This is a genomic window from Cyanobium sp. Candia 9D4, assembly GCF_024346155.1.
Lineage (GTDB): Bacteria > Cyanobacteriota > Cyanobacteriia > PCC-6307 > Cyanobiaceae > Cyanobium > Cyanobium minutissimum.
In genome coordinates, this window is the sequence record NZ_JAGQCK010000002.1 from 425,369 (window position 1) to 437,670 (window position 12,302).

Annotated in this window: 14 protein-coding genes; 7 read left to right on the plus strand and 7 right to left on the minus strand. The window is 67.2% G+C overall.

The window, feature by feature from the left end; translation table 11 throughout:
* The first annotated feature begins 331 nt into the window (after positions 1-331).
* Positions 332-3,601, plus strand: a complete 3,270-nt coding sequence (locus KBZ08_RS06675) for an efflux RND transporter permease subunit (RefSeq protein WP_254972141.1) — start codon at positions 332-334, stop codon at positions 3,599-3,601.
* 225 nt (positions 3,602-3,826) lie between these two features.
* On the opposite strand, the gene KBZ08_RS06680 is transcribed toward KBZ08_RS06675, so the two are convergent.
* Both KBZ08_RS06680 and KBZ08_RS06685 read right to left on the minus strand, forming a co-directional pair.
* A complete protein-coding gene (locus KBZ08_RS06680) occupies positions 3,827-4,417 on the minus strand; it encodes a GUN4 domain-containing protein (RefSeq protein ID WP_254972142.1) in 591 nt (196 codons plus the stop codon).
* Positions 4,414-5,481 (minus strand): efflux RND transporter periplasmic adaptor subunit, encoded by a 1,068-nt coding sequence (locus KBZ08_RS06685; RefSeq protein WP_254972143.1) that lies wholly within the window; start codon positions 5,479-5,481, stop codon positions 4,414-4,416. Before KBZ08_RS06685 ends, KBZ08_RS06680 begins: the two co-directional genes overlap by 4 nt.
* Positions 5,482-5,975: 494 nt before the next feature.
* On the opposite strand from KBZ08_RS06685, the gene KBZ08_RS06690 reads away from it, so the two are divergent.
* The 3 genes from KBZ08_RS06690 to KBZ08_RS06700 all read left to right on the plus strand — a co-directional run bounded on the left by KBZ08_RS06690 (position 5,976) and on the right by KBZ08_RS06700 (position 7,139).
* Positions 5,976-6,260, plus strand: coding sequence for a hypothetical protein (locus KBZ08_RS06690; RefSeq protein ID WP_254972144.1), 285 nt, complete (start codon positions 5,976-5,978; stop codon positions 6,258-6,260).
* A gap of 118 nt (positions 6,261-6,378) precedes the next feature.
* The gene (locus tag KBZ08_RS06695) at positions 6,379-6,669 is read left to right on the plus strand and encodes a hypothetical protein (protein WP_315861246.1); all 291 of its coding nucleotides are present in this window, start codon (positions 6,379-6,381) and stop codon (positions 6,667-6,669) included.
* Positions 6,669-7,139, plus strand: a complete 471-nt coding sequence (locus KBZ08_RS06700; RefSeq protein ID WP_254972145.1) for a hypothetical protein — start codon at positions 6,669-6,671, stop codon at positions 7,137-7,139. Before KBZ08_RS06695 ends, KBZ08_RS06700 begins: the two co-directional genes overlap by 1 nt.
* A gap of 2 nt (positions 7,140-7,141) precedes the next feature.
* Here KBZ08_RS06700 and KBZ08_RS06705 read toward each other — a convergent pair whose 3' ends face one another.
* The 3 genes from KBZ08_RS06705 to KBZ08_RS06715 are packed head-to-tail and all read right to left on the minus strand — an operon-like array spanning position 7,142 to position 8,885.
* Positions 7,142-7,630, minus strand: coding sequence for a GNAT family N-acetyltransferase (locus KBZ08_RS06705; protein WP_254972146.1), 489 nt, complete (start codon positions 7,628-7,630; stop codon positions 7,142-7,144).
* Positions 7,627-8,061: an OsmC family protein gene (locus tag KBZ08_RS06710; RefSeq protein ID WP_254972147.1), complete on the minus strand. Its 435-nt coding sequence runs from the start codon at positions 8,059-8,061 to the stop codon at positions 7,627-7,629. The genes KBZ08_RS06705 and KBZ08_RS06710 overlap by 4 nt, the downstream gene beginning before the upstream one ends.
* Entirely contained in the window at positions 8,058-8,885 is an 828-nt protein-coding gene (locus KBZ08_RS06715; RefSeq protein ID WP_254972358.1) for a sulfite exporter TauE/SafE family protein, read from the minus strand. Before KBZ08_RS06715 ends, KBZ08_RS06710 begins: the two co-directional genes overlap by 4 nt.
* Positions 8,886-9,104: 219 nt before the next feature.
* On the opposite strand from KBZ08_RS06715, the gene KBZ08_RS06720 reads away from it, so the two are divergent.
* The 3 genes from KBZ08_RS06720 to KBZ08_RS06730 are packed head-to-tail and all read left to right on the plus strand — an operon-like array spanning position 9,105 to position 10,754.
* The gene (locus tag KBZ08_RS06720; RefSeq protein WP_181279956.1) at positions 9,105-9,425 is read left to right on the plus strand and encodes a helix-turn-helix transcriptional regulator; all 321 of its coding nucleotides are present in this window, start codon (positions 9,105-9,107) and stop codon (positions 9,423-9,425) included.
* Between the two features lie 4 nt (positions 9,426-9,429).
* Positions 9,430-10,014 (plus strand): cytochrome b/b6 domain-containing protein, encoded by a 585-nt coding sequence (locus KBZ08_RS06725; RefSeq protein ID WP_254972148.1) that lies wholly within the window; start codon positions 9,430-9,432, stop codon positions 10,012-10,014.
* 29 nt (positions 10,015-10,043) lie between these two features.
* Positions 10,044-10,754, plus strand: coding sequence for a molybdopterin-dependent oxidoreductase (locus KBZ08_RS06730; protein ID WP_254972149.1), 711 nt, complete (start codon positions 10,044-10,046; stop codon positions 10,752-10,754).
* A 30-nt stretch (positions 10,755-10,784) separates the two neighbouring features.
* Here the strand turns inward: KBZ08_RS06730 and KBZ08_RS06735 are convergent, their stop codons facing one another.
* Together KBZ08_RS06735 and KBZ08_RS16495 are read right to left on the minus strand one after the other, a co-directional pair.
* Entirely contained in the window at positions 10,785-11,288 is a 504-nt protein-coding gene (locus KBZ08_RS06735; RefSeq protein ID WP_106219520.1) for a DM13 domain-containing protein, read from the minus strand.
* Between the two features lie 110 nt (positions 11,289-11,398).
* Positions 11,399-12,274, minus strand: coding sequence for a hypothetical protein (locus KBZ08_RS16495; RefSeq protein ID WP_254972150.1), 876 nt, complete (start codon positions 12,272-12,274; stop codon positions 11,399-11,401).
* Positions 12,275-12,302: the final 28 nt, after the last annotated feature.

Genomic DNA, 12,302 nt, shown 5'->3' on the forward strand with positions numbered 1-12,302 from the left:
GTCACCACAGTTGCCTGACGGGGCTGGCATGGGCACGTTGGCGGTCAATATCCTCTTTGACGCTGTTGACGCTGTTGACGCTGTTGACGCTGTTGACGCTTGACGAGCCCGTCCAGTGGGCGGTCTCGGCCCTTCCGCCACAGTGAGCTCTGCACCTGCTGATGCATGGTCATCAACATCGCGCAACAGTTCTTGCTGGTCGAGGCCACCCCGACCAAGCTGATTTTATCTCCGTTGCCGCGAGCGCCTCGCTGGGATATCTGGCTGCTTCCCAGCACCCTGCCAATGGTTTCCGAAGCTGTGCGCTTCCACTACTCACCCAAACCCTCTATTGAGCCTCTCCGATCGCTTCATCCGAAACCCGGTCCTCACCACGGTGTGCTCCCTGGTGATCCTGCTTGTTGGTGGCGTTGCGATCCCCTTGCTGCCCCTGGAGAAGCTGCCGCAGCTGGCCCCCACCCAGATTCAAGTCACCGCGACCAACATCGGAGCCGACGCCCGCACCACGTTCGATACCACCACCAGGGTGCTTGAGAAGGAAATCAACGGCGTGGAGGACATGAAGTACATGGCCTCCAATACCTCATCTGATGGCATCAGCAACATCAACGTTTTCTTCCCCGTTGCCGTTGACAGGAATACAGCCCAGGTCAACGTGCAAAACCGGGTGGCCCAAGCCGAACCCACCCTACCGGACGTGGTGAAGCAGACCGGCGTGACCGTCAAGGCAGCCTCCCCCAGCATCCTGGTGGCCTACGGCTTCTTCGCCGACACAGGCAGTAACGGCCAGCCCCTCTATGACCAGTTGTTTCTCAGCAATTTCGTCGACCAGAACCTGATCGATGAAGTAAGGCGCATCCCCGGTGTCGGCGACGTCAAGATCATCGGGGAGCGGCGGTATGCCCTGCGCCTCTGGCTTGACCCGGCCCGGCTGGCTGGTGCTGGCCTCACCCCCATGGACGTACAGCGCGCCCTGCTGGATCAGAACATCCAAGCCGGTGCCGGTCGCCTCGGCCAGGAACCCAGCCCGAAGGGCCAGGAGGTGGCCATTCCACTGATGGCCAGAAGCCGTTTCCGCGACGTGGCCGATGCCGAAAATCTTGTGCTCAAAGTGGGCGACGACGGCACGCTCGTCAAAGTGAGTGATGTGGGACGGGTGGAGCTTGGCGCTGAAAATTACGACGTTGACACCAGCCAGAGCGGGCGGCCAGCGGCCTCACTGTTTGTGTATCAGTTGCCGGGTGCGAATGCCCTCGATACCGGCAACCGGGTGAAGGCGCGGATCCAGGAACTCTCCCACACCTTTCCGCCCGGGATGCGCTACGAGATTCCCTACGATTCCACCCTGTTCGTCACCACCTCGCTGGCAGATGTGACAGGTAACCTGCGCGATGCCATCGTGATGGCGGTGCTCACCATCCTGTTGTTTCTGCAGGACTGGCGCTCCACAATCGTGCCCGCGCTGGCGATGCCGGTCGCCATGGTGGGGGCCATGGCGGTGGTGCTGGACCTGGGTTTCAGTATCAATCAGCTCACCATGTTCGGCATCATTCTGGCCATCGGCACGGTGACCGACGACGCCGTGGTGGTGGTGCAGGCGATCAAAGCCAAGCTCAGCCAGGGGATGAAGCCGTTGCAGGCCGCTCTGGACGCCATGAATGAACTGGCCTCCCCCACCATCACCGCCGCCCTGGTGCAACTGGCCGTGTTCATTCCGGTCTGCTTCTTCCCTGGCACCACCGGCATCGTCTACCGGCAGTTCGCCATCACCCTGGCGGCCGCGATCGTGTTCTCCACGTTCAACGCGCTCACCTTCTCCCCCACGCTCAGTGCCCTCTTTCTCCAGCCGGAGGGTGCCAGACCCGATGCTGTGCAGCGATGCCTGAACTGGGCCTTCGGCTGGCTGTTCCGTGGTTTCAACCGTGGATTTGGGGCGCTGATGGCCTGGTATGGACGCACGATTCAGCGGCTGGTGCAGATGCGCTATCTGGTGTTCGCCCTCTTCGTGGCAGGCCTGGCGGCCACCTACGGGATGCTGATGCTGGTGCCCACTGGCTTCATCCCTGATGAGGACCAGGGATTGATGATCATTCAGGGGGAATCACCACCCACCGCGTCCCTGCCCTACACCCAGCGGCAGGTGGCCCAGGTCACGGAGATCCTCAAGGAGGTGCCGGAGATTGAGAGTTTCCTCGGCGCTGCCGGGTATGGACTGGAGGGCAACGCCTACAACAAGTACCTGTTCTTCATTCGCCTCAAGCCATGGGATCAGCGCCCTGAGGCGACCCAGTCGGTGTTCAGCCTCCTGCAGGCCATCAATGCCCGCCTGCGCGCCGAAGTGAGCGGCTCGCTGGCCTTTGCCGCCAACATCCCCCCGGTGGATGGGGTCGGCGCCACCGGGGGGTTCGAGTTCCATCTGCAGAACCGGGCCAACCAGCCGATGGATGTCCTGATCGACAACGCCCAGGCCCTGATTGCGGCGGCTGTGGACCGGCCTGAACTGGGACGGGTCACCACCACCTTCACCCCGGCGACCGAGCAAATGACGATCAGTCTGGATCGCGATCTCACCAAAACTCTCAATGTGGACGTCCAGGAGGCGTTTGGCACGCTCCAGGCCTATCTGGGCGGGACCTATGTGAATGACTTCATCCTCGGCAGCGACCAGTACCGGGTCTATGTCCAGGCCGAGGCCAATGAGCGCCGGCAGCCCAGCGACATCGCCTCCTTCTTCGTGCGCTCTCGCGATGGCGACCTGGTGCAGATGGGGAGCTTGGTGAAAGCAGAGCCCTTCATTGCCCCGCCCACAATCACCTCCTTCAACGTCTACGAATCCATCAAGATTCAGGGTGTGCCTGCGCCAGGCTACAGCTCCGGGCAGGCCCTATCCGCGATGGAGGAGCTGGCCACTGCCACCCTTGATCCGGGCTTTGGCTACGAGTGGGCCGGCCTGTCGCTGGAGGAAAAGAGCGCCGGTGGATCGACCACGGCGATCTTTGCCTTGGCGTTTGTGTTGGTGTTTCTGGTGATGTCAGCCCAGTACAGCAGTTATATCGATCCGATCATCATTCTGCTGACTGTGCCGCTGGCCACCCTCGGGGCCATGGTAGCGATCTGGGGGCGCGCCAACCTGCTCCAGGCCGGCGGCTTCTGGCCGGTGATCAGCAACGACATATTTGCTCAGGTTGGTCTGTTGATGCTGATCGGCATGGCCAGCAAGAACGCCATCTTGATTGTTGAACAGGCGAATGAGTTCCGCACGCTGGGAATGGGTCTCCACCAAGCCTCCATCAATGCCGCCAAGGTCCGCTTTCAGCCGATTGTGATGACGGCCGCCTCCGGCCTGGTGGGCTACATCCCCCTGATGACCGCCTCCGGAGCTGGCGCCATGAGCCGCTGGTCGATTGGCACCGTGAGCTTTGGCGGGTATCTGGTGGCCACCGTGCTCAGCCTCGGGGTCGCGCCAGTCCTCTACGTCATCATCAAGGGATTGGAGCAGCAGTTTCTTGGTGACGGCGGTGGAGATGGATCTGCCGCAGCGGGTTCTGATGCTTCACCGCCTGAGCCTGGCAAGGATCCCCCAGAGCCAGCTCTTCGATGAACCGGGCCAATCGTCAGCGTCTGTTTGCCGTCCTGATCGGGGCCATCGTCGGAGCCGGGCTGGGGCGCTCGATCGAACCGCTCAGCCAGGGGCCCAGCGGCATGGAACGGTTCCGAAGCCTGCCGTATCAGCGCCTTTATCGGGCCTATCCCAGGGTGGGCGCCGGCCTGGGGGCTCTCGCAGGTGCTGGTCTGGCTGCCATCGCCCAAGCGCAGCGCCGCCGTTTCAGGCAGCAAAAACCTCGATCAGCCGCGCCATCAAGAGATTGGCGCCCTTGAGGCCGTAGTCGCTGCCCCAGCAGCGCAGCGGCAGATGCCCCCGCGGCGGCAGGGCATCGTCGTCCAGGGCAGCAGGCACCGGCACTGTGAGTCCGTCTGGCAGGACAAAGCTCACTCCCGCCAGCGTGGGCCAGGCCACAGCCTGGGTGAAGCGCGCGAACAGCGCCAGGTCCTGGCTGATCAGGCTTTCGCGGCTGCCCCCCAGCTCCCGATACAACTGTTGTTGCATCGAGAAGCCCTGACGGCCATGGCTGCTGGTGCTCCAGAGGCCGTCGATGATCCGCAGCATCGCCGCCGGGCAGCGCTCCAGCGCCTCCGGGCTGACATCCTCGTGCTGATCCGCCAGCCCATCGAACAGCAATTTTGCTGTCTCCATATCGGCGGCATCGAGATCCCCTGCGGCAAGGAGGTCGCGCAAGCGGGAGTAACGCTGCACATCACCCACCAGCAGCAGCGTGTTCTGCAAGGCCTGGAGCTGGATGGTGAGCTCTGCCTGTTGGTGCTCAAGGGCTGCGACGCGATCGTCCAGGCTGCTCATCGGACGCTGACCTGAGAACCGTGACGAAGGCTGAACAGGTTGCTCACGATGACGAGCTGGCCGGATTGAACCCCCTGGCGTACCGGATACCGATTGTTCTGGAGCGGCCCCAGCGACACCGGCGTTTTCAATGCATACCGGCTGGTGGCTGGCAACGCCCGCAGTTGCTCCAGCGGAATGTTGCCCGGCCTGGCTTCCAGCTCCTGCCTAGTGCCCACCACAAAGACGAAGGTCTGGCCGCTGGTTCGCGTCACCGCCACAGCTGGAACAGACAACTCTGGGCGTATGTCGATCACCAGACGCGTCCGCACACGCTCGCCGTTCCGGAAACGCCCGTCCCGGTTGTCAATCTCCGCCTTGGCCAGGAACGACTGGGTGGCGCCGCTGGCACGGGGGTCAATGGAGACCAGCCGGCCTTCGACGTTGCCGCCACCATTGGGGTCGCTGACCAGGACGGTCTGCCCGAGCTGCACCCGCTGCCCGTACTGTGCCGGCACATTCATCCTGGCCAGCAAACGGCCAGTGCGCTGGATGGTGGTGAAGGGTGTGCCGGCACTAATGACATCGCCCGGATTCACCTTCACATCGCTCACCACACCAGAAATTGGTGCCCGCAGATCTTTGAAGGCCAGGTCACTCTGCTTGGCGCGAACAGCAGCATCAGCAGCAATGAAATTCTGCCGCAGCGCGTCCCGCTGGATGGGTGAGGCTGCACCTTGCCTCACAAGATAGGCGAAACGCTGGAAGTTGAGCTTGCTCTCATCGCGCTGACTCTCCAGCGCCCGCAGTTCTTCCCGGAGCTGCGTCTGATCCAGCACCACAAGCAGCTGGCCTTGGCGCACCGAGTCGCCCTGACGCATCTGAAGGCGTTCGATCCGCCCCCCTGCCTGGGCCGCAAGATTCACTTCATCGGGAGCTTCCAGGCTGCTGATCGTGTTGATCTGCTCCGGAAAGGCGACGCTTTCCACCGGGCTGGTTTCCACAGCGAGCGGTTTGATCGGCAGGGCCGCCTCTTTCTGCCCGCAGCCGGCAGTGCCCACGACCAGAGTGAGCAGGGCCGCCACACCACGCACCGGGACCAGCCGAAGCCTCCCGCGGCCAGCCCGTCCGAACCGCGCGTCTGTCAATCGAGAAGGAGAGGAGTCATCCCCATTGTGAGGCCCTATTTTCTTGGGGCTACGGTTCCTTGACCATCGGCCACCAAGGAGGGACGCGTGTCCGGGGCGCAGAGGCGTTCGTGCTTCATTGTCACCGTGGTGAGGGCCCGGACACCGGCTACCCCGCTGTCCGGGCCGGGGTAAGCCGCTCTTTCTCCGTAGGATCACCGACCCACATTGGCAGCTGCTGTCGAAGCGCAGGATCGCCTCGGGGCTGGCCGAGCTGCTGTCGCTCGCTCTGGGGACGGTGAAAATGGGGATGGGCCTCAGCTTGGCGCCTGAGGACTTCCGGCTCGATCCGTTGTTGGTGGCGGTTGGCACCTTCTGCCAGACGCTGATCCTGTCCATGCTCGGTGGCCTGATCGCCCCGATGCCAACCCCCGTCGGCATGGCCTCCGCCAGTGCTGTCCCGGGTCGGCCCGCTGCATGGACTCCTGGCGCTGATCACCGTTCTGCTGCCAGCTCGCGAGGGCAACCGGCTGCCTGGATTCCTAGTCCAGTCGGGCCTCACCATCGCGGCCACCAACCTGTTGGCGGTGCTGTCCGGCTTCATCCGCTGTCGGCTGTTCCGTTTCCCCCCGGTGCAGCTGGTGTGCATCGCGATCGAAATGGAGATCCAGACTGGAGCGCTGGCTATCGCCATCACCACCGGATCCCTCAAAAAATCGCGAGCTGGCTCTACATAACCGCCAATACCTTTCATACCTTCCTTCACAGGTTGAGTACGGCGGAACCCTGATCGCCTCCGCTGATGATCTGCTCGACGATCCCGAAAGAAGCGACCAGCAGGCCGCCCCTGCCAGAATGATTGTCGTTTCTGGCATCACCGTGGCTCGTCACCGGCCTCCCGTCGTCCCCCTGGCCACTGCCGCGGGCCTCTTCGCCGGCCTCCTGGCCGCCCTGGGCGGCGCCCCTGCCCTGGCACAGCAGCCGGGCCATGGCGCCCAGAAGGCGGTGTTCGCCACCAAGGCGGAAGCGGAAGCCGCCGCCAAGCACTTCAACTGCACCGGGGCCCACAGGATGGGCAACCAGTGGATGCCCTGCGCCACCCATGCTGAAACCAAGGGCGGTGCGTCCAGCCATGGCTCCCACTGATGCCTGATCCGGACGCGCCGGAAACCACTCCCACCGGCAGCCCCTCGGCCTGTGGCGGCCGGCCGAAGATCGTGGCCATCGGCATCGCCCCCCTGGGCATCATCTCGATCGGCATCGTGCCCATGGGGGTGATCAGCATCGGCGTCGTGCCGATGGGCGTGCTGAGCTTGGGGGCGGTGGCGATGGGGGTGATCAATGCCTCCGTGGTGGGGATGGGCATCCTGATCGCCGGCGTCAACGTGATGGGCGTCTGGTGGGTGGGGATGGAGGGGATGGGGCCCTACCGGCTGGGAAGCCCGAGCGGCCAGGTGCACCATCACCACAACCACAGCTCAGGCCAGGGCCAGCCGAACCTCTACGCCTACCCCAGCCGTGAGGAGGCCCTGAGGAAGGCCAGGGAGCTGGGCTGTGAGGGGGCCCACGCCATGGGCTCCCTGTGGATGCCCTGCGAGGAGCATCCGGGACCCTGATCTCAGCCCAGCGACTTGAACATCACCAGGGCGTCCACCTCCCCCAGCCGGGGGTGGCGGAAGGCCCCGGGCAGCCGGCCGATGGTGCTGAAGCCGTTGCGGCTCCAGGCGGCCACGCCGGCGGTGTTGGTGCTCACCACCAGGTTGAACTGCATCGCCGTGAAGCCCCGTCGCCGGGCCTCCTCCTGGGAGTGGCGGCAGAGGGCATGGCCCACCCCCCGGCCCCGGGCGGCCTCGGCCACCACATAGCCGGCGTTGGCCACATGGGCCCCCAGGCACGGCTGGTTGGGCCGCAGGTAGTAGGTGCCAAGGATCGTTCCGTCCGCATCGGTGGCCACGACGGTGGCATCGACCGCCTCCACCCAGGCCCGCCGGGCCGCCTCGCTGTCGATCGCCGGGTCGTGGGGGAAGGTTTCTCCGGCCCGGAACACCGGCTCCAGCACCGCCCACACCGCCGGCCAGTCGCCAGGTTCGTAGGGCCGGAGGATCAAGCCGCTTGCACCACGATCGATTTGGTCACCGTACCGGGCAGATTCCTCGACACCGGGCAGACCTTCATGCGGCGCTCCAGAAAGGCCCGGCCGGGCCCATCCAGCTCGGGGGCCGGCCCCCCGTCGGCCGCCTCCAGCCGCACCTGGAACGTGCCGTCCACCGCCTCGATCATCCAGTCGGCGGAGGCTGTCACGCTCAGGATTCCCTCCACCGAGGCCAGGGGCAGATGCCGCTCGGCGGCGTTGGCCACCAGGTCATGGTGCTGGCAGAGCAGCAGCGACAGCAGGTAGAGCCGGAAGCCGGGGGTCCGCAGGCTGGGCTCCAGCGCCTGCCACGGCTCCTGCTCGCCGTTGCGGACATCGACGCTGAGGCTGTCGCCGGCGGCCCCGTGGCGGCTGTGCAGGCGGAACTGGAACAGGAGGTGGGTCATCGCTGGGGGGAGACGGCGTGGGTGGGGGGACTGGCGGCGCTGGGGCTGCGCTGACGCTGGACGGCTTCGGCGCCCGTGAGCAGGGCCGATCCGACCAGCAGGGCGGCGAAGCCCTGGCGCAGGTGCCGGTCGGAGAGGTGGGGGGCCAGGGCCTGGCCGCCGATCGCGCCCACCAGTCCGCCGCCGATCAGGGGGCCCAGCAACGGCAGGCCGGCCGTCGGCCAGTGTCCGAGGGCCCCCAGGGCCACCAGGCTGTTGGTGGCGATCAGCACCAGGCTGGTGCCGCTGGCCAGGGGCATCGGCAGACCGGCCAGCAGCACCAGGGCGGGCACGATGGCGAAGCCGCCGCCCACGCCGGCGATGCCGGTGAGCAGGCCCACCAGCACCCCCTGGCCCGCCAGGGCCAGGGCCCCTCCGGGCCGACGGGATGCGCCGGCCGGTCTGCCGCCCCCCGCGCCGGGCCGCCGGCGAGACAGCAGCCAGGCGGCCACCAGGGCGGCGGCGGCGAACACGGCCAGCTGCACCGGCTCCGGGACCAGCCCCTGCTTGACGAGGGAGCCGCCGATCCAGCTGCCGGCCAGGGCCGGCACCCCCAGGATCAGGGCAGGCCGGGGCGCCACCTGGCGCCGCCGCAGGTAGGGGCCGGCGTTGGCCACCGCCAGCAGGGTGACGGCCAGGAGCGACAGGGGCACCGCCTCACGGGTGGGCAGCCCGGCGCCGCTGATCAGCAGGGGCAGCAGCAGGATCGAGCCGCCGGCGCCGAGCACCGCCAGCAGGAAACCGATCAGGGCACCCCCGCCGGCCATCAGCAGCAGGAGGGTCACGCTCAAGGCCGTCCCCCCTGCCGGGCCCGAGCGGCTTGGCGTGGCGATGCGGGAACGGCGGACATCGAGGCGGGATGGTCGGCTAATTATGACTATACACGCATACAACGGCAAAAGAGTGAAAAGCTGCTGCCCTCTGCGCCCCATTGACGGGAACGGCGCTGCATAATGTCTCTAGCGCCATAGTGAGCAGTCATGGGGGTTGTCGGCCCCGGATCGATGCCCAGTCCGGAACTGCTGGAGGAGTTCAGCCAGTTCTTCCGGCTGCTGAGCGAGCCCGCCCGGCTCCAGCTCCTCTGCCATCTGCGCCAGGGTCCCTGTGATGTCGCCTCCCTGATCGAGGCCACCGGCTTCAGCCAGTCCCACATCAGCCGCCAGCTCTCCCAGTTGCTGCGGGCCGGCCTGGTGAGCTGCGAGCGTGAGGGGGTCCGCCTCATCTACCGGGCCGACGCCGAACTGGTGGAGGAGCTCTGCCACCTCGTTCAGACGCGCATGAAGCAGCGCCTGCAGCAGCAGCTCGACCAGCTCCACACCGTCTGAGGCCATGGGCCCCCACCCCCTGTGGACCCGGGCCTTCCACGGTTTCAACCTGCTGGTGCTGCTGCTGATGGCCGCCAGCGGCCTGGAGATCTACAACGCCAATCCGGTCTTCGGCGGTCGGGCGGGGGCGACCGTGCCCCCGTGGCTCACCCTCGGCGGCTGGCTGGCCGGCGGCCGTGACTGGCACTTCGGCGCCATGGGGCTGTACGCCGCCAACCTGGGGCTCTGGATCGGCCTGCTGCTGCACCGGCGCCACCGGCGCCTGGCCGACGGCGGCGATCTGGGCACCCTGCGCCGCAGCGCCAGTCCCCCCCGGCGCCGCCTGGCCAGCCACCGCATCACCTACACCCTGATGCTGATCGTGCTGGCCTTCAGCCTGCTCACGGGGCTGGCCATGTACAAGCCGGCCCAGCTGTGGTGGCTGGTGTCGCTGTTCGCCGTCGCCGAACCGGCCGGCCTCTCCAGCTGGCAGGCGCTGCGGGTCTGCCACCTGGCCACCATCCCCGCCATCGCCCTGCTGCTGGTGGCCCACATCGGGCTTTCCTGGCGGGTGGGCGGCCTGCGGCTGCTGCGCCGCATGGTGCTCTGATGCGGGGCGCGGACCCAGGCATCCCCGCGATGGCCGATCCCACCGATCTCCCCGGCCGTCGCCGCGCCCTCGGCCTGCTCCTCTCCGGCGGCTCCTCCCTGCTGCTCGGCGGCTGCGGCCTCAACCGCTGGAGCGGAGCGGTGGGGGAGGCCACCCAGCCGCTGAACGAACGGATCGAGGCCCTGCTGCAGGGGAAGGGGCCGGTGCCCGAGTTCCGGCGCAGCCAGGTGGAGCCGGCCGCCCTGCTGGTCAACAGCTTCAACGGCACGCCCAACCTCCCGCCCGAGAGCTACCGGCTCGTCGTCAACGGGGCGGTGCGCCGCCCGTTGCGCCTCGATCTGGCCGCCCTCGCCGCCCTGCCCCAGCGGGAGTGCGTCATCCGCCACGTCTGCGTCGAGGGCTGGGCGGCGATCGTCGCCTGGTCGGGCCCGCGCCTGGCCGATGTGCTGGCCCTGGCCGGCCCCTCGCCCCTGGGGGCCTATCTGGCGATCCGTTCCGCCGACCAGTACTTCGGGACCTGGGATCTGGCCTCCGCCCTTCACCCCCAGACCCTGCTCGCCACCCACATGAACGGGGCGCCGCTGCCCGTGGCCAACGGCGCCCCCGTGCGGCTGGCGAGCCCCATCAAGCTCGGCTACAAGCAGAGCAAGTGGGTCACCGGCCTGGAGCTGATGACGACCCTCGGCGACCGCCGCGGCACCTGGGAGGACAGGGGCTACGAGTGGTTCGCCGGGTTGTGAGGGGCCCGGCGATGCTCGGTGTTGCGGCGCTCAGGGCTTGAGGGGCGCCCAGGCCATGGTGGCGTTGAACTTCTGGCACCAGATCAGCACCGATTTCTGGGCCTTGAGGTCGATCGAGGCGGGGATCACGTAGCTCTGGCCCCCCTGGCTGGATTTCAGCTTCGAGAGCAGGGTGTAGGTGCCGGGCTTGAGGGGGAAGCCGGGGGCCTTGCTCATCGCCAGGGGCGTGGCGGAGGGGCTGAAGGCCACCCAGAGATCGGGGGCCATGTCGTTGGTCTTGAAGTCGCCGCTGAGGGTGAGCACCGTCTTGCCGCCCTGCTGGCTGATCGTGAAGCCACCGCTGACGGGGGCCTCCGCCTTGCGGAAGCTGCCGGTGGCCTTCGCCATGGCCTGGGCCACCGCACCCAGGGCGGGGGTGATGGGCTCGGCCCGGGGGAGGCCGAGGCTGCGGGCGGGGAGGACGGTGCCGGAGAAGGCCGCCGCCGCCACCAGGGTGAGGGCGCCGCTGAGGACGGTGCGGGGGGAGCGGGTCATGGGGAATGCGGTGTGAGGGGCGAGGGACAGGCCGGGCGTTGCGACGCCAGAACCCGCACCCACCAGCAGATACCCGCGGGTGGCCCGTCCGGATTGGATCCGGTTCCCGCTCAGGTGATCGGCACGGTGCGGTCGAGGGCTTCGAGCGCCACGAGGCGACGCCCCCGGCTGTCGGTGGACACCAGATCGGCGAAGGCACGGCCCTGGAGAATGTCCTCGATGCGGTAGTGATGGACCTGGAGCAGCGAGGAGCCCGTCACTTCGTCGGAACCCTCCACCAGCACCATCAGGGCACCGCTGCCCCTGGCGATGGCGTCGAGACCCAGCTGGACCAGGGGACTCTCCGGTGTCAGCGGGTGGGTCAGCACCGCCGTCACGTGCAGCTGGGGCGTGGAGGGGTTCAGCAGGGGCAGCGGGTGCACACGGCGCTGCCACAGCCCCGGCTCGATTTCCTCATCCACGAACAGGGCCATCGTGTACGACACCTTCAGCCAGTAGCTGGGGTCGGCGGTGACGAAGCGGCAGCTGAGGTGACCACAGGGCCAGGAGCTCAGGCACAGCTGGCGGCTGAACTGCAACGGGGAATCCACCTGGGTGAACCGCAGGAAGAACAGACCCGTGACCATGGCGGTGGTCAGGATTCCGACGATCCGCTGGGCCGCCGCCAGGCCCAGGGTGAAGGGCGAGTCGACCCTGGCGGACTGGAAGCTGGCGCTGAACAGGTTCTGCAGGGCGAAGATGCCGCTGGCGGGCAGTCCCATCGCCCCGTCGGCCTCCACATGGCCGGCGTCCAGCTGGAACGCCAGGGCGAAGATCAGCACCTCCGCCAGGTAGATGAGCGTCATCGCCAGGAAGAACACCGGCCAGGGCATCCGCATCGCCATCGACACCGGCTGGCGCCAGAGGCTGGTCCAGGGGCTGCGCTGGTGATCAAGGGTGCGGCGTGCCGGCAGCGACAGCTGGTGGAGGACGGTGGAGAGGCGCACGAGGACCCGGAGCCCGATGCAGGAACAG

Coding starts and splice junctions, on each gene's coding strand:
- KBZ08_RS06680 (WP_254972142.1), bottom strand. CDS start 4,417: ATGAGCAGCCTGGACGATCGCGTCGCAGCCCTTGAGCACCAACAGGCA.
- KBZ08_RS06695 (WP_315861246.1), top strand. CDS start 6,379: ATGATTGTCGTTTCTGGCATCACCGTGGCTCGTCACCGGCCTCCCGTC.
- KBZ08_RS06700 (WP_254972145.1), top strand. CDS start 6,669: ATGCCTGATCCGGACGCGCCGGAAACCACTCCCACCGGCAGCCCCTCG.
- KBZ08_RS06710 (WP_254972147.1), bottom strand. CDS start 8,061: ATGACCCACCTCCTGTTCCAGTTCCGCCTGCACAGCCGCCACGGGGCC.
- KBZ08_RS06720 (WP_181279956.1), top strand. CDS start 9,105: ATGCCCAGTCCGGAACTGCTGGAGGAGTTCAGCCAGTTCTTCCGGCTG.
- KBZ08_RS06725 (WP_254972148.1), top strand. CDS start 9,430: ATGGGCCCCCACCCCCTGTGGACCCGGGCCTTCCACGGTTTCAACCTG.
- KBZ08_RS06730 (WP_254972149.1), top strand. CDS start 10,044: ATGGCCGATCCCACCGATCTCCCCGGCCGTCGCCGCGCCCTCGGCCTG.
- KBZ08_RS06735 (WP_106219520.1), bottom strand. CDS start 11,288: ATGACCCGCTCCCCCCGCACCGTCCTCAGCGGCGCCCTCACCCTGGTG.